This window comes from Streptomyces sp. NBC_01224, from assembly GCF_036002945.1.
Taxonomy (GTDB): Bacteria; Actinomycetota; Actinomycetes; order Streptomycetales; family Streptomycetaceae; genus Streptomyces.
Map to the genome: position 1 here is coordinate 3905485 of NZ_CP108529.1, position 15332 is coordinate 3920816.

At 66.9% G+C, this 15332-nt stretch carries 13 protein-coding genes and 1 pseudogene; 5 read left to right on the top strand and 9 right to left on the bottom strand.

Annotated elements, in window-relative coordinates; all coding sequences use genetic code 11:
- Positions 1-28 precede the first annotated feature (28 nt).
- From OG609_RS17005 to OG609_RS17020, 4 genes are read right to left on the bottom strand one after another with little or no spacing between them, the layout of a single operon-like run.
- Positions 29-1351, bottom strand: coding sequence for an NADH-quinone oxidoreductase subunit D (locus tag OG609_RS17005; protein WP_327273590.1), 1323 nt, complete (start codon positions 1349-1351; stop codon positions 29-31).
- Entirely contained in the window at positions 1351-2076 is a 726-nt protein-coding gene (locus OG609_RS17010) for an NADH-quinone oxidoreductase subunit C (protein WP_327273591.1), read from the bottom strand. Before OG609_RS17010 ends, OG609_RS17005 begins: the two co-directional genes overlap by 1 nt.
- Positions 2073-2627: a NuoB/complex I 20 kDa subunit family protein gene (locus OG609_RS17015; protein WP_030975705.1), complete on the bottom strand. Its 555-nt coding sequence runs from the start codon at positions 2625-2627 to the stop codon at positions 2073-2075. Before OG609_RS17015 ends, OG609_RS17010 begins: the two co-directional genes overlap by 4 nt.
- A gap of 18 nt (positions 2628-2645) precedes the next feature.
- Positions 2646-3005, bottom strand: a complete 360-nt coding sequence (locus OG609_RS17020) for an NADH-quinone oxidoreductase subunit A (protein WP_003992243.1) — start codon at positions 3003-3005, stop codon at positions 2646-2648.
- Between the two features lie 761 nt (positions 3006-3766).
- Between OG609_RS17020 and OG609_RS17025 the strand changes: the two genes are divergently transcribed.
- The 5 genes and pseudogenes from OG609_RS17025 to OG609_RS17045 all read left to right on the top strand — a co-directional run.
- Positions 3767-4591: a C40 family peptidase gene (locus tag OG609_RS17025; protein ID WP_327273592.1), complete on the top strand. Its 825-nt coding sequence runs from the start codon at positions 3767-3769 to the stop codon at positions 4589-4591.
- A 268-nt stretch (positions 4592-4859) separates the two neighbouring features.
- Positions 4860-6086 (top strand): MFS transporter, encoded by a 1227-nt coding sequence (locus tag OG609_RS17030; RefSeq protein WP_327273593.1) that lies wholly within the window; start codon positions 4860-4862, stop codon positions 6084-6086.
- A 114-nt stretch (positions 6087-6200) separates the two neighbouring features.
- Positions 6201-7562, top strand: a complete 1362-nt coding sequence (locus OG609_RS17035) for an acyltransferase family protein (protein WP_327273594.1) — start codon at positions 6201-6203, stop codon at positions 7560-7562.
- A 221-nt stretch (positions 7563-7783) separates the two neighbouring features.
- On the top strand, positions 7784-9001 hold the full coding sequence (locus OG609_RS17040; RefSeq protein ID WP_382900976.1) for an MraY family glycosyltransferase: 1218 nt from the start codon (positions 7784-7786) through the stop codon (positions 8999-9001).
- A 384-nt stretch (positions 9002-9385) separates the two neighbouring features.
- A pseudogene (locus tag OG609_RS17045) lies at positions 9386-9649 on the top strand (abortive phage infection protein); the annotation flags it as partial.
- A 96-nt stretch (positions 9650-9745) separates the two neighbouring features.
- On the opposite strand, the gene OG609_RS17050 reads toward OG609_RS17045, so the two are convergent.
- From OG609_RS17050 to OG609_RS17070, 5 genes are all read right to left on the bottom strand, one after another.
- Positions 9746-10210, bottom strand: coding sequence for a hypothetical protein (locus OG609_RS17050; protein WP_327273596.1), 465 nt, complete (start codon positions 10208-10210; stop codon positions 9746-9748).
- 331 nt (positions 10211-10541) lie between these two features.
- Positions 10542-11081 (bottom strand): hypothetical protein, encoded by a 540-nt coding sequence (locus OG609_RS17055; RefSeq protein WP_327273597.1) that lies wholly within the window; start codon positions 11079-11081, stop codon positions 10542-10544.
- A gap of 14 nt (positions 11082-11095) precedes the next feature.
- Entirely contained in the window at positions 11096-13036 is a 1941-nt protein-coding gene (locus tag OG609_RS17060) for an alpha/beta hydrolase (protein ID WP_327273598.1), read from the bottom strand.
- Between the two features lie 3 nt (positions 13037-13039).
- Positions 13040-13486: an amino acid ABC transporter permease gene (locus OG609_RS17065; protein WP_327273599.1), complete on the bottom strand. Its 447-nt coding sequence runs from the start codon at positions 13484-13486 to the stop codon at positions 13040-13042.
- Between the two features lie 476 nt (positions 13487-13962).
- The gene (locus tag OG609_RS17070) at positions 13963-15249 is read right to left on the bottom strand and encodes a geranylgeranyl reductase family protein (protein ID WP_072485638.1); all 1287 of its coding nucleotides are present in this window, start codon (positions 15247-15249) and stop codon (positions 13963-13965) included.
- Positions 15250-15332: the final 83 nt, after the last annotated feature.

Here is a 15332-nt window from a genome sequence, read left to right on the forward strand (position 1 = left end):
CCCAGACTGACTTCCTGACGTGTTTCGGTCACCGGTCGACGCCTCCCATCACGGGGTCGATGGACGCGACGGCGACGATGACGTCGGCGACCTGGCCGCCCTCGCACATCGCCGCCATGGCCTGCAGATTGGTGAAGGACGGGTCGCGGAAGTGGACCCGGTAGGGGCGGGTGCCGCCGTCCGAGACGACATGGACGCCGAGCTCGCCCTTGGGCGACTCGACGGCGGTGTACGTCTGTCCGGCCGGGACGCGGAAGCCCTCGGTCACCAGCTTGAAGTGGTGGATCAGGGCCTCCATGGAGGTGCCCATGATCTTCTTGATGTGGTCGAGCGAGTTGCCGAGTCCGTCCGGACCGAGCGCCAGCTGCGCCGGCCAGGCGATCTTCTTGTCGGCGACCATCACCGGTCCGGGGGCGAGCCGGTCGATGCACTGCTCGACGATCCGCAGCGACTGGCGCATCTCCTCGAGCCGGATGAGGAAGCGGCCGTAGGCGTCGCAGCTGTCGGCGGTGGGGACGTCGAACTCGTAGTTCTCGTATCCGCAGTAGGGGTCCGTCTTGCGCAGGTCGTGCGGGAGTCCGGCGGAGCGCAGGATCGGGCCGGTGGCGCCGAGTGCCATGCAGCCGGTCAGGTCGAGATAGCCGACGTCCTGCATACGGGCCTTGAAGATCGGGTTGCCGGTGGCGAGCTTGTCGTACTCCGGCAGGTTCTTCTTCATGGTCTTCACGAACTCGCGCAGCTGGTCGATCGCGCCGGGCGGCAGGTCCTGGGCGAGTCCGCCGGGCCGGATGAACGCATGGTTCATCCGCAGGCCGGTGATCAGCTCGAAGAGGTCGAGAACGAGTTCACGATCACGGAAGCCGTAGATCATGATCGTGGTGGCGCCGAGCTCCATGCCGCCGGTGGCGATGCACACCAGGTGCGAGGAGATCCGGTTGAGCTCCATCAGGAGCACGCGCAGGACGGTGGCCCGGTCGGGGATCTGGTCCTCGATGCCGAGGAGCTTCTCGACACCCAGGCAGTACGCCGCCTCGTTGAAGAACGGCGTCAGGTAATCCATGCGCGTGACAAAGGTGGTGCCCTGGGTCCAGTTCCGGAATTCGAGGTTCTTCTCGATGCCGGTGTGGAGGTAGCCGATGCCGCAGCGGGCCTCGGTGACGGTCTCGCCGTCGATCTCCAGGATCAGCCGCAGCACCCCGTGCGTGGACGGGTGCTGGGGGCCCATGTTGACGATGATGCGCTCGTCGTCGGACTTGACCGCCGACTCGACGACCTCGTCCCAGTCACCGCCGGTGACTGTATATACAGTCCCCTCGGTCGTCGCCCTGGGCGTTGCATGGGGAGTAGTCATCAGGAGTACGACCTCCGCTGGTCCGGAGCCGGGATCTGGGCGCCCTTGTACTCGACGGCGATGCCACCGAGCGGGTAGTCCTTGCGCTGCGGGAAGCCCTGCCAGTCGTCCGGCATCATGATCCGGGTGAGGGCGGGGTGCCCGTCGAAGATGAGCCCGAAGAAGTCGTATGCCTCACGCTCGTGCCAGTCGTTGGTCGGGTAGACCTCGACGAGGGACGGGATGTGCGGATCGTCGTCCGGGGCCGACACCTCCAGGCGGATCAGCCGGCCGTGCGTGATCGAGCGCAGGTGGTAGACGGCGTGCAGTTCCCGGCCCTTGTCGCCGAGGAAGTGGACGCCGCTCACCCCCGTACAGAGCTCGAAGCGCAGCGCCGGGTCGTCGCGCAGGGTCCGGGCGACCCGGACGAGGTGCTCCCGGGCGATGTGGAAGGTGAGTTCCGCGCGGTCGACGACGGTCTTCTCGATGGCGTTCCCGGGAAGCAGGTCCTGTTCCTCCAGGGCCCCTTCGAGCTCGTCGGCCACCTCGTCGAACCAGCCGCCGTACGGGCGGGACGTGGCGCCCGGCAGCGCCACCGTGCGGACGAGGCCGCCGTAGCCGGAGGTGTCGCCGCCGTTGTTGGCGCCGAACATGCCCTTGCGTACGCCGATGACCTCGCCGGTCTCGTCGCGCGGCGCGGGCACGCCGCTGTTGTTCTGCTCGTCGTGGTTCTGGTTCTCACTCACCGCAGGAGCCCCTTCATCTCGATCAGGGGCAGTGCCTTGAGCGCCGCGTCCTCCGCCTCGCGGGCGGCCTCCTCCGCGTTGACCCCGAGCTTGGAGCTCTGGATCTTCTGGTGGAGCTTGAGGATCGCGTCCATCAGCATCTCGGGCCGCGGCGGGCAGCCCGGCAAATAGATATCAACCGGGACAATATGATCAACACCTTGAACAATGGCGTAATTGTTGAACATCCCGCCCGATGATGCGCAAACCCCCATGGAGATGACCCACTTGGGGTTCGGCATCTGGTCATAGACCTGCCGCAGGACGGGCGCCATCTTCTGGCTGACCCGCCCTGCCACGATCATCAGATCCGCCTGTCGCGGCGATCCGCGGAAGACCTCCATCCCGAAACGGGCCAGGTCATAACGCCCGGCTCCGGTCGTCATCATCTCGATGGCGCAGCAGGCGAGGCCGAAGGTGGCAGGGAAGACGGAGGACTTCCGCACCCAGCCGGCGGCCTGCTCGACAGTGGTCAGCACGAAGCCGCTGGGCAGCTTCTCTTCGAGTCCCATGGTGTGCCCCTCAGCCCCTCAGTCCCATTCCAGGCCGCCGCGACGCCATACATACGCGTAGGCGACGAAGACGGTGAGCACGAAGAGCAGCATCTCCACGAGCCCGAAGATCCCCAGGGCGTCGAAGGTGACCGCCCAGGGATAGAGGAAGACGATCTCGATGTCGAAGACGATGAAGAGCATCGCCGTCAGGTAGTACTTGATGGGGAAGCGGCCGCCTCCGGCTGGAGTGGGGGTGGGTTCGATACCGCACTCGTACGCTTCGAGCTTTGCTCGGTTGTACCGCTTCGGGCCGATAAGCGTGGCCATGACCACGGAGAAGATCGCAAACCCTGCCCCGAGGGCGCCGAGCACGAGGATGGGCGCGTAGGCATTCACGCTCCTCGCTCCTTCCAGTCGTCCTTGACCGTTGGACCGCATCGGGCGATTCGGCTCGCCACCCCACCAAGATCGTGCACATGTGAGGCAGTTCACAAGCCCGACTGCCCCGCATCCTATGCCCGCCATCCTGTGATCTGCGACACGGGGTACTACAACGAGTTTGTGATCTCCACCACCCGGCGAAGGGTTACGAAGCCACCTGAGCGGTGATCTTCGTACGCAAAGCGGCCGAGCGATCACGAGACGTGACATTCGATGTTGTCTGCGCTGGTCAGGGAGGTGTTGCACTAACAATCAGATACCCGCTCAGGCAAATTGGCAATGGACGGCCTGAGAGTGATAAGGGGATCTGCCCCACTCTGGGCTCACCCGCGCGAGGGGCCCCCGGGGAGCGAAGTGGACGTGTGCACGCATTCACGATCTTCCGGATGAATGGACGGCCACCCGGGATCCGGAGCCGCCTCGGACGCCAGGCGCCCCCACATCCCCCACACCGCAGCCACGCTGTGACCTGCGTCACTCCATTCAGGCTTCAATAAAAGCGGGCTTGGCCATCGGCGTGAACGGATGGTAAGCGACGGGCAATTCGGGCGTATTGCCGAAAGTCCGTGATCACAGCGGTAATCAAGCCTGCCCGGTTTGCCCGTTACGGCGTCAATAAGGGCCGCCGGAAAGCGGATTCACAGATTCCGGACGTAACTGTGTCGCAACACACGTTTCTTGATGGGAGCCCCGGAGCCCTGATAGCGCTAGTACTCATGTCCCACACCGCTCACATACCCAGCCACCGGAAGCCCCGCCGAAACGCGCCGAAGACGGCGCTGCGGGCCGGAGTTGCCGGTGGCGTCCTCAGCACCATCGCGGTCGCAGGCGCTGCCGGTCCGGCCCAGGCCGAGCCGGTGACCCAGACCATCGAGATGCCCACCATCACCGCCGGGCTCTCCACCGCCGTCGCCGCGTCCGCTCAGGCCACGCAGCAGGTCGCCCAGGACCTGCAGACGCAGGCCCAGGAGGACGCCGCAGCCGCCACCGCTGCCAAGACCGCCAAGAAGGCCAAGGCCGAGGCAGTCCGCAAGGCAGAGGCCAAGAAGAAGGCGGAGGCGGCCGCCAAGGCCAAGGCGGAGGCCGCCGAGCGCGCTTCCCGCTCCACCGCCCGTACGACGCTCAGCGCGACCTCCGGCTCCACCGCCGTGGCCTCGGCCTCCTCCTCCTCGTCGTCGAGCGCGACCGGCTCCGCCGCGTCCGTCATCGCCTTCGCGCAGGCCCAGGTCGGCGACGCGTACGTGTCCGGCGGCACCGGCCCCAACTCGTGGGACTGCTCCGGCCTCGTCCAGGCCGCGTTCCGTTCCGTCGGCGTCGACCTGCCGCGCGTCTCGCAGGCCCAGTCGACCGCGGGCACCCAGGTCTCCCTGAGCAACCTCCAGCCGGGCGACATCCTGTACTGGGGCGGCGCGGGCAGCGCGTACCACGTCGGGATCTACGTGGGCGGCGGCCAGTTCGTCGGCGCGCAGAACTCCAGCACCGGTGTGGTGCAGCGTCCGCTCTCCTACGACCCGCCGTCGGGCGCGGTCCGCGTTCTCTAATTCCGCGGAATCCGCCAAGTCCACCGGGTCCGGCGAGTTCTCGGATTCACAAGCGCCTTCGCGGCGCGCGGCGAAGGGCCGTCACTCCCCCGCTCGGGAGTGACGGCCCTTCGCCGTTTCCGGCCCCGGACCGCCACGGACCCGCTGAAATGCGACATCACCCCCGGCGGGCGTCGTTGACGTCGCGAACCTGCCGGACACCGTCCACCGCCGCTTGTGAACTGGGGCGAACAGCCCTTTCGTCACCGAGCACAGGACGGCACCCGCCATGACGGCCGCAGCCACCACTCCCCCCGAACAAGCCGCCGCCCCACCCCCCGCCCCCTTGCGCGGCCGGCTCGCCGTCGTCTCCGTGATGCTGGGCATCTTCTCGATCGTCACCACCGAGATCCTGCCCATCGGTCTGCTGACGTCGATCGGGTCCGACTTCGCCGTCTCGGACGGCACGGCGGGCCTGATGATGACCATGCCCGGACTCCTCGCAGCGGTCTCGGCCCCCTTGGTCACCATGGCTACGGCCCGCGTCGACCGGCGTGTGATGCTCTGCGCCTTCATGCTCCTGCTGGCCCTGGCCGACTTCCTCACCGCCGCCGCGACGGACTACCGCCTCGTCCTGGTCTCCCGGGTGATGGTCGGGGTCACCATCGGCGGCTTCTGGTCCATCGGGGCCGGACTGGCCGGGCGGCTGGTCCCGCCGGCATCGGCCGGCCGGGCAACAGCGGTGATCTTCTCGGCGGTCCCGCTGGGCTCCGTGCTCGGCGTCCCCGCCGGTACGTTCATCGGCGGCCTGGCCGGCTGGCGAACGGCATTCGTGGTCATGGGGGTGCTGACCGTGGGCGTACTGGCCCTGATGCTCCTGGTGATTCCGGCCCTGCCCCCGACGCAGGTCACCCGCGTGAGCGTGCTGCGTACCGTGCTCGGCCGGACGGACACCCGGTTCGCACTGCTCCTCACCTTCCTCATCGTCCTGTCCCACTTCTCCACGTATACCTACGTAGCCCCCTTTCTGGAACAGGTCACCCGCGCCGAACCGGCGCTGATCACGGTGTTCCTGCTCGTCTACGGCACCGCCGGCATCGTCGGCAACTTCGTCGGCGGCTCACTTGTGTCACGCCGTCCGCGCACCGCGGTCTGCCTCGCCGCGGGAATGATCGCCGCTGCGACCGCGCTGCTCCCGGTCCTGGGCAGGTGGGAGGCCGGAGCCGTCGCGCTGCTGGTCGTCTGGGGGGTCGCCTACGGTGCGGTACCGGTCTGCTCGCAGGCGAGGTTCGCCAGGGCCGCCCCCGACGCGCCCGAAGCGGCGTCCGTCCTCTTCACCACGTCCTTCCAGGCGACCCTCGCCATCGGCGCCCTGGCGGGCGGGGCCGTCCTCGACCACATGTCCGTCTCGGCGGTCATGCTGCTCGGCGGAGCGACCGCGGCTCTTGGGGTGGTCGTGACGGTCGTGACGGGGACAGGTTCGGGACGCCTCGGCGTCCGGGGGCGGAGAGGGTGAACCACAGCGTGGCCCGGTGGGGAGAACCCCACCATGGCACGCAGTGCTGGCCCCCCAATGAATTCGGGGGGCCACTTCACTGTCCGTATCGCCTGCTGACTGCATGATGATTGCATGCAGCAAACGCACGCTCATTCGCCCGATCGCGGTCGCGATTCATTCATAGACGTCATCAGAGCACTATGCGTGCTGGCCGTGATTTCCCAGCACTGGCTCATGCCCGTACTGGCTTATGAGAATGGGCATTTGAGCACCGGAAACGCTCTTGCGAGTCCCGGCTGGTGGATTGTCACATGGCTGACGCAGGTCATGCCCATGGTGTTCTTCGCCGGCGGAGCCGCCAATTTCTTCTCGTTCCGATCGGCGAAATCGGTGCGTACCTGGCTCCGGAGCAGAATTGCGCGTCTCCTGGTGCCGGTCATACCCCTGACAGCCGTGTGGCTGCTGCTGCCCCACGCGTTGATCGGCGCGGGGGTGCCTCAGCAACCGGTGCTGATGGCGGGCAGGATAGCCGGGCAGCTGCTCTGGTTCCTCGCCGTCTACGTGCTCGTGGTCGCGCTCACGCCCGTGATGTTCAGGTGGTTCCGCCGGTACGGATGGCGTGTGATCGGCGTACTCGCCATCTGTGCCCTGGTCGTCGATGTACTGCGCTTCGAGGTCAGCCCCGCGATCGGCTTCCTGAACGCCCTGTTCGTCTGGCTGGCAGCCCACCAGTTCGGCTTCCACTACGCCGACGGCGGCCTACGCATGCGGAACGCGCGGGCATCGTCGGGTCTGGCCGCTGTCGGCTTCGGACTCACCGCGGCCGCTGTGTTCTTCGGGCCCTACCCGGCATCCATGATCGGAATGCCCGGGGCCCCGGTCTCCAACATGAGCCCTCCGACCGCGGTGATGATGTCGCTGACGATCGGCCAGCTCGGACTCTGGCTGACGCTCAAGCCGGCAATAACGCGGTTCGCCGAACGTCCACTGGCCACCGCCTTCCTGCAGTGGTGCGGAACCCGCTTCATGACCCTGTACCTCTGGCACATGCCCGCGCTCGTGATGACAGCGGGAATCGCAATGGTCGGACTCGGCTTCGCGACACCGACGCCCGGTAGCCCGATGTGGTTCGCGGTGGCACCGCTATGGGTCGGCGTTTCGGGAATCTTCCTGGTGTGCTTCACCAGAATTTTCGGCCGGTTCGAATTCCGTCGCCGTTCCGGTGCGGCGTCGGATATGAGCCTCGGCAAGGTCGTTCTCGCAGCCGTGCTTTCCGCAGGCGGCCTCCTCGGACTTGCCGCGCAGGGGTTCGTTTCCCCCGGAAACCCGCTCGGTCCGGTGCTCTGGGTACTGCTGGTGCTGGCAGGGCTGCTCGTCGTACGGGAGAAGAACTCCCCGAGGGCCGTTGTCGCGCAAGGCTCTCGCACCGTGCCCGTTCAGCTGGCTGTGCGCCATGAAGGTGCCCGGGTTCTCTCCCGGCAGGGCAGCGGATGAGGGCCTCGCACCCTGCGTGCGGGGCGGGGCGCCTCAGCGTCCGGGGGCAGCGAGGGTGAACCACCCCGTCTTCGAGTGCGGCAACCGCGCCCCGCACCCACCACCGTCCCGCCCCGCTCCCCGTCGCACAGAAATCCGTATGAGTTAGGCTCGCCGGGGCACAGCGAGGGCATCGATCGGGCTCAGGTATCGGCCCGCTGGGCCGGAATGTGAGGCCGCCCGTGCGGGACTACTTGCTCATGCTGTTCATCACGGCGGCCGTGACCCATCTCCTGACCGGCCCCGTACGGAAGTTCGCGATCTCCGTCGGCGCGATGCCCGAGATCCGGGCGCGGGACGTCCATCGTGAGCCCACTCCGCGCCTCGGCGGCGTGGCCATGTTCGGCGGGCTGGTGGCCGGACTGCTGGTCGCCTCCCACCTGCCGCACCTGGAGGAGATCTTCACCCAGAGCTCGACGCCGCGGGCGCTGCTGTCCGGCGCCGCGCTCATCTGGATCCTGGGTGTCCTGGACGACAAATGGGGGGTCGACTCGCTGGTCAAGCTCGGCGGCCAGGTGCTCGCCGCCGGGGTGATGGCGTTCCAGGGACTGACGATTCTCTGGCTTCCGGTGCCGGGCACCGACGGGATCTACCTCTCCGACTGGCAGGGCACGCTGCTGACCGTGGGGCTGATCGTCGTCTCGATCAACGCGGTCAACTTCGTCGACGGGCTCGACGGGCTGGCCGCCGGCACGGTGGGCATCGCGGCGACGGCGTTCTTCCTGTACGCGTACCGGCTCTGGTACGGCTACGGGATCGAGGCCGCCGCGTCCACCACGCTGATCTCCGCGATCCTGGCGGGCATGTGCCTCGGCTTCCTGGTCCACAACTCGCATCCGGCCCGGATCTTCATGGGTGACTCGGGCTCGATGCTGCTCGGCCTGCTCATCGCCGGATGCGCGGTCTCCGTGACGGGTGAGGTCGACCCGAGCCTTCTCAGCCAGTCGGTGGACGGCAGGTCCGGGTCGGCCGCGATGGTGCCGGTCTACATTCCGCTGATGCTGCCGCTGTCCGTCATCGCACTGCCCGTCGCGGACCTCGTGCTCGCCGTCATAAGGCGTACGTGGAACGGAATGTCCCCTTTCGCCGCCGACAAGGGCCACCTCCACCACCGCCTGCTCCAGCTCGGCCACTCGCACCGCCGGGCCGTGCTGCTCATGTACTTCTGGTCGGCGCTGTTCTCGTTCGGGATCGTGGCCTACTCGGCGCGGGGCGCCAAGTCCTGGATGCTCTTCGGGGTCGCGTTCGTCTGCGCGGTGGGCCTGATCCTGCTGCTCCAGCCCCGCTACGAATCCGGCCTCACCCGCCGACTGCTGCCGCGCAGGCCCCGGGGCCGCGTGGTCGCCACGGGCGGGAAGCGCACCGAGGCCGGCGAGGAACGCCGGGTGCCGACCAGGTGACCACGGTGCTCTGCTCGCCGGGCGCCGCGACCTAAGTAGCCGCTCCCTGCGCCCGGTTCACCCCTTGGTCGCGCACCCGCAGACTTTCGGGGGACGCTCGCCCCCGCACCCGCTCGGCAGACTGGCGGCGACACGCGAACCGCCGACCAACCGGGGAGTCAGGGTGCATCGCGACGAGCACAGTGGAGGAATCAGCCGGGCGAGATTCCTGGCCGGGGCGGGGGCGATCGGGGCCGCGGCGGCCACCGGACCGTTCCCGGCCGGCGCTCCCGCCTCAGCGGCCACGACCGGCCGGCGGGGCGGGCGCGGGAACAGCAAGGGCCTGACACATCGAGGCGTCTGCTACACGATCGCGGTCGACGCCGTCACCCGTCACCTCGATCGAGCGAGCGCACCCAGGCCGCCTATCTCACCGAGCTCCTCGGCGTATTCGAGGAGATGGGCCTGTACGCCGCGATGGCCTTCGAGTTCGTCACCTCCGATGCCCCGCACTCACCCGTCCCGCGCTACGACCTGGACATGGCGAGCTACGCCGTGGTGAAGCCGATCAAGGACCGGTTCGACGACCCGGAGTCCGACTGGCACTGGGAACCGAAGCAGGCCTTTCACGCCCTGGCTCGGTGCTACGGACGCGCGGGTCGCCGCTGACGGGCGTCGTCCGGAGCAGCGCGACCGACTACAACGTGCCTCTGAGCATGTATGGGCCGAGATGTCACATACGGAAGCCGATACCCCGCCGAAGAGTCACGCACGAGAAGAGGGAGAGCTCTTCACGGACCAGAAATCCGACCTGACATCAGGAACGGGGGTCTCCTTTCCGGCATAGTTCGGGCCAACCGTCTCCGCCTTCGGCGGAGACACCTTGGAAGCGTTCACACAAGGCGTCGCAACTTCAAAAAATGCTTGCCCGTTACTGCCGACAAGGACGCGCACATTGAATCCGTCGGGCGTCCTGTAGTACATGGCCGGCATATCCGAATTATTCACCGAGAGTTGCTTGTATCCCTGGCTCTCCCAGTAACGCTCGATCACCCCCAGGAAGCTCCCCCGACGTTCCTCCGAGATAATCGTCATGACCGCCCGGCGCCTTTGTACATCACATCCACCTTGGGTCGACTGCCCATGCGTCCAATGCACCGGTGGCTTGATGGCGACGAATGTCCCGTCGAGGATCTCATCCGCTCGCACCGCCGCCTCCTGCATGTTCATCTTTACCTCCCGCCCAGTCGGATCTCCTGAAACGCTGCATCCAGCCAGGAGCAGCGCCCCAGCCACCAGCACCACCGCCCTCAAAACCCTCATCAAGGCGTCTCCAAGGTGATCTTTTCAGACTCCCCAACCACAATCTTGGCAATATTGCCGACCGAGGCCTGATCTTTCCCCGGGTTGAAATAATTCGAACCACACACTGGCCCGGCACTACACACAAGCAAGCTGCCGCTGACAGGCGTCGCCCGGAGCGGCGCGACCGACTACAACGCGCCTCTGAGCATGCATGGGCTGGGATGTCACATACGGAAGCCGATACCCCGCCGAAGAGTCACGTACGAGAAGAGGGAGAGCTCTTCACGGACCAGAAATCCGACCTGACGTCAGGGAAAGGGATCTCCTTTCCGGCATAGTTCGGGCCAACCGTCTCCGCCTTCGGCGGCGACACCTTGGAAGCATTCACACAAGGCGTCGCAACTTCAAAAAAGGCTTGCCCGTTACTACCGACAAGAACGCGCACATTGAATCCGTCGGGCGTCCTGTAGTATATGGCCGGACTCTTCGAGTTGTTCACTGCGAGCTGCTTGTATCCCTGACTCTCCCAGTAGCGCTCGATCACCCCCAGGAAGCTCCCCCGACGTTCCTCCGAGATAATCGTCATGACCGCTCGACTCCTTTGTACGTCACATCCCCCTTCAACCGACTCATCGTGCGTCCAATGCACCGGCGGCTTGATGGCGGCGAATGTCCCGTCGAGGATTTCGTCCGCCCGAACCGCCGCCTCCTGCATGTTCATCTTTACCTCCCGCCCAGTCGAGTCGCCTGATGCGCCGCATCCGGTCAGGAGCAGCGCTCCAACCACCAGCACCACGGCTCCCAAAATCCTCATCGAGGCGTCTCCAAGGTGATCCTGTCGGAATTACCAACCACAATATTGGCAATATTGTCAGCCGATGCCTGGTCTTTCACCGGGTTGAAGTAATTCGAATGCGCCGACATCTCTCCGCGGTCTTCCACGATGGTTGCCCCGTCGTCCACCATGAACCGTGTGGCTCCGAAATCCTTACTTGCCGGGTCGGTACCGAACCAACGCTCACTTGGGTCGGTCTGTGCGTCTTGGGCCATGTAGCCGCCGATGCCTCCAACGATGGCCCCGGCACCGCCACCGATAACCGCTCCCGGCGGGCCGGCCATGCCGGCTCCCAGAACAAATCCGGCCGACCCTCCGCCGACCGCGCCGGAGGCCATGCCAGATGCTTCATCATGGTTCGGGAGTTTGGTGACGATGTCGTTGTCGGCTGCGCCCACGAACACGTGGCCCTTACCGACGTTGAGGTCCTGGGCGTTGCCCGCGCCGGTGCCGGGACTTCCGACCAGGATGATGTCATCGGCGCCGGGGATGCCGCCGTTCTCCTGAGCTGCGAGCCCGACCGTGAGGGAGCCGTAGGAGTGTCCAATGGCGGTGACGTGCGGGTCGCCGCCCTCGTGCGTTGCGGAGATCCCCTCCATGAACGCGTTGTAGTCAGGGGCTCCCGCCTTGGCCTCGTTCGTGAACATCACGCTTTTACCGCTGGCCAGATCACTCGGTGTCGTCTGCGGCGCGTCGTATCCGAGCCACACGATCGACGAGGTTCTGCTGGACGGGTCGGCGCTTTGCGCACCGCGGGCTGTCTGCAGCGCTCGGTTGACCGTTCCGTCGGCGAACTCCGCATCCAACTTGGTTCCGAGTCCCGGGACATATGCCGAGACGTTGTCGGCGGTGTCGGGGTTGCCATACGCGATGATCGCGCGGCCGTTTCCCTCGTCGCCGATGCCCAGCAGGTACATCGGCAACTTGCCGCCTTTCTCCAGCCTCTCCTGGATCTTCTTCAGACCACCCAGCATGTCTCGGGAAGCGTCATCGTGCTTCACGTCGAGTTGCCCGATGAGCAGCTGAAGATTTTCGCGGTTTGCCTCATCGCGTGCCGGCGCCGGAATCCCGTCCAAGTTCCCGATCAGCTCCGGAAACGCGGAGATGTACTCTTCACGCTGCTCCTTGCCGAGGTGGTCCCACCACTCCTTGCGTTCCGCGGGCGACTTGTCGAGCGGAAGGCGCTTCTCCAAGTAGTTGTGGGCGGCTTGGCTCACCGCATCGGCGTCCGAGGCCACGTCCGCCCACGTCTTGGTGTCGACCGTGAGGCCCGGGGCTGCCTTGAGCTTGTTGAGTGCCGAGCTGTACCGCTCATCGATCTCGCGTGCTTCCCGCAAGGCATGGGCGAGGCGGTCGGCGACGTCCTGGGCCTTGGCACGGTGCGGATTGGGACTCTTCAGCACGGGGCCACCCGGGCCCAGAGCGGGGTCCAACATGCCGTTGGCATCGCGGTACAGCCCCGGGTTCCCGGCGCCGATGAGGCCGTTGTTGCCCATGACGGAGCCGCCGGGGATCGTGTCGCCCGTCATCTCGTTCTTACCACCGGCCGGGTAGTCGATGCTGCCGTTGTCGTTGACGGCGTATCCGAGAGAAGCGGCGTCGCCGAGGGCATCGCGCAGCCGACGCTGTGGGGTGCCGAGTTCACTGGCGAGCCCGTCGAGGGCGCCTCGGACGAGGCCGGTCTCGGTGCGGACGTAGTGGTAGTTCTCGCTCAGTCGCTTCAACCGCTTGACGGCTGCTCGGGCGGACTCGCTGTCCTGGGTCTTGGTGAGCTTGCCGCTCATGTCGCCGTCGACGCGTTCGCGAGCAGCATCGGCGAACGCGGAAGCGGCGCGCCAGCCGTCGGCGGCATCGGTCAGTTCTGACAGTTCGAGGTCGCGGAGCCGCTGCCATGTCAGCCCGGATGCTGTGGCCATGGTCTACTCGCCCCTCCTCGTGCCCGGCACCGCGACCGCCTTCGCCCTGGCCCCCACCTCGGCATCCACTTCGGCGAGCTCCACGGCCACCTGCCGCAGCTTCGGCTCCAGAGAACTGCACTCCTCACGGACACGACCGAGGCGTTCGTCCCAGGAGGTGAGCACAGACTTGAGTGCTCCCAGGCTGGACAGCCCGGCCAGACCGCCGACAGTGCCGTCGTGAGCTCTGCGCAGGTCAACCTTTGCGCTGATCGTGCTGGTCTGGAGACCATCCGCCGTGCCGGCCGCCTGCGTCCACGGGCCGCCCTTGTGCTTGAGCGTGCCGGTACCGCCCCCGCTGCCGGACGGCTCGGCGTAACCACCTTCCCCCCGAACGCTGTTGATCTGCGTATGGGTGGTGTGCCGCTCGACGGCCTGCGCCTTGAGCTGTTCCCACTCGTCCCACGCCATGCGCGTGCCCTCCCCCGTGACCCGGGCGACGCCCGGGTAAGCGCCCCAGTTGCGTCTGTTGTGCTCGCTGAGATTGCCGACACAGACGTTACGCACGGGGTGCGCTGCGTCGTGTCCGCACGATCACTCAAACCGGCCCTGAGTATCCGTACCTACGCGCACCGTCATCGAGCCCGGCTCGCCGGCCGCTCGGGCACGTGGCTCGAAGCCGTCACCGTGCGCCATGCGCGTCGGTGCCGTGCAGGCCGGCAGGTCCTTGCGGCACCCGCGGGATGAACGCGGCTTTGTTGTAAGGAAGTTGACCGGATGCCAGTGGTGCGGTTTGCGGATGGGCGCTGCGTCGGCGCCGAATCACCACGGCGACCGCCGACGCCCACGGAGCAACAACTGCTCCTCCATGGGCATACGTACATCAAAAGGACCGGCCACGGCCGCACTCACCGACTGAGCGCGGCCGTGGCCGGTCCGGGGGCGGTTCAGGCCTTCGGGGCCACCTTCGAGAGGCCGTTGATGATGCGGTCCATCGCGTCGCCGCCCGTGGGGTCGGTGAGGTTGGCGAGCATCTTCAGGGTGAACTTCATCAGCAGGGGGTGCGTCAGGCCGCGCTGGGTGGCGACCTTCATGACCTTCGGGTTGCCGATCAGCTTCACGAAGGCGCGGCCCATCGTGTAGTAGCCGCCGTAGGTCTCCTTGAGCACCTTCGGGTAGTTGTTCAGCGCCAGTTCACGCTGGGCCGGGGTCGCGCGGGCGTGGGCCTGGACGATGACGTCCGCGGCGATCTGGCCCGACTCCATGGCGTACGCGATGCCTTCGCCGTTGAACGGGTTGACCATGCCGCCCGCGTCACCGACCAGCAGCAGGCCCTTGGTGTAGTGCGGCTGGCGGTTGAAGGCCATCGGGAGGGCGGCACCGCGGATCGGCGTCGTCATGTTCTCCGGGGTGTAGCCCCAGTCCTCCGGCATCGACGCGCACCACGCCTTGAGGACCTCGCGCCAGTCCAGCTCCTTGAATGCGGAGGAGGAGTTGAGGATGCCGAGGCCGACGTTGGACGTGCCGTCGCCCATACCGAAGATCCAGCCGTAGCCGGGCAGCAGCCGGTCCTGGGGGCCTCGGCGGTCCCACAGCTCCAGCCAGGACTCCAGGTAGTCGTCGTCGTGGCGGGGCGAGGTGAAGTACGTACGCACGGCCACGCCCATCGGGCGGTCCTCGCGGCGGTGCAGGCCCATGGCGAGCGACAGCCGGGTGGAGTTGCCGTCGGCGGCGACGACGAGCGGGGCGTGGAAGGTGACCGGGGTCTTCTCCTCGCCGAGCTTCGCGTTGACGCCGGTGATGCGGCCGGTACGGTCGTCGACGATCGGGGCGCCGACATTGCAGCGCTCGTACAGCCGCGCGCCGGCCTTCTGCGCCTGGCGGGCCAGTTGCTCGTCGAAGTCGTCGCGCTTGCGGACCAGTCCGTAGTCCGGGTACGAGGCGAGATCGGGCCAGTCCAGCTGGAGGCGGACGCCGCCGCCGATGATGCGCAGGCCCTTGTTGCGCAGCCAGCCGGCCTCTTCGGAGATGTCGATGCCCATGGAGACGAGCTGCTTGGTGGCGCGCGGGGTGAGTCCGTCGCCACAGACCTTCTCCCGGGGGAAGGCCGTCTTCTCCAGGAGCAGAACGTCCAGTCCGGCCTTGGCGAGGTAGTAGGCGGTCGTGGAGCCGGCCGGGCCTGCCCCGACGACGATCACATCCGCGCTGTGTTCGGAGAGGGGCTGCTCGGTCACGGTCGGATCTCCCGAAGACTCGAAATCGCGTGCCGCGCGGCACCTGTCCCGTGCAGTCTATGGGGGCCTGCTGATCGATCTTC

Excerpts from the sequence above, each read along its gene's own strand:
- OG609_RS17005 (WP_327273590.1), bottom strand. The coding sequence starts at position 1,351 with ATGACTACTCCCCATGCAACGCCCAGGGCGACGACCGAGGGGACTGTA.
- OG609_RS17015 (WP_030975705.1), bottom strand. The coding sequence starts at position 2,627 with ATGGGACTCGAAGAGAAGCTGCCCAGCGGCTTCGTGCTGACCACTGTC.
- OG609_RS17025 (WP_327273592.1), top strand. The coding sequence starts at position 3,767 with ATGTCCCACACCGCTCACATACCCAGCCACCGGAAGCCCCGCCGAAAC.
- OG609_RS17030 (WP_327273593.1), top strand. The coding sequence starts at position 4,860 with ATGACGGCCGCAGCCACCACTCCCCCCGAACAAGCCGCCGCCCCACCC.
- OG609_RS17035 (WP_327273594.1), top strand. The coding sequence starts at position 6,201 with ATGCAGCAAACGCACGCTCATTCGCCCGATCGCGGTCGCGATTCATTC.
- OG609_RS17050 (WP_327273596.1), bottom strand. The coding sequence starts at position 10,210 with ATGAACATGCAGGAGGCGGCGGTGCGAGCGGATGAGATCCTCGACGGG.
- OG609_RS17060 (WP_327273598.1), bottom strand. The coding sequence starts at position 13,036 with ATGGCCACAGCATCCGGGCTGACATGGCAGCGGCTCCGCGACCTCGAA.
- OG609_RS17065 (WP_327273599.1), bottom strand. The coding sequence starts at position 13,486 with ATGGCGTGGGACGAGTGGGAACAGCTCAAGGCGCAGGCCGTCGAGCGG.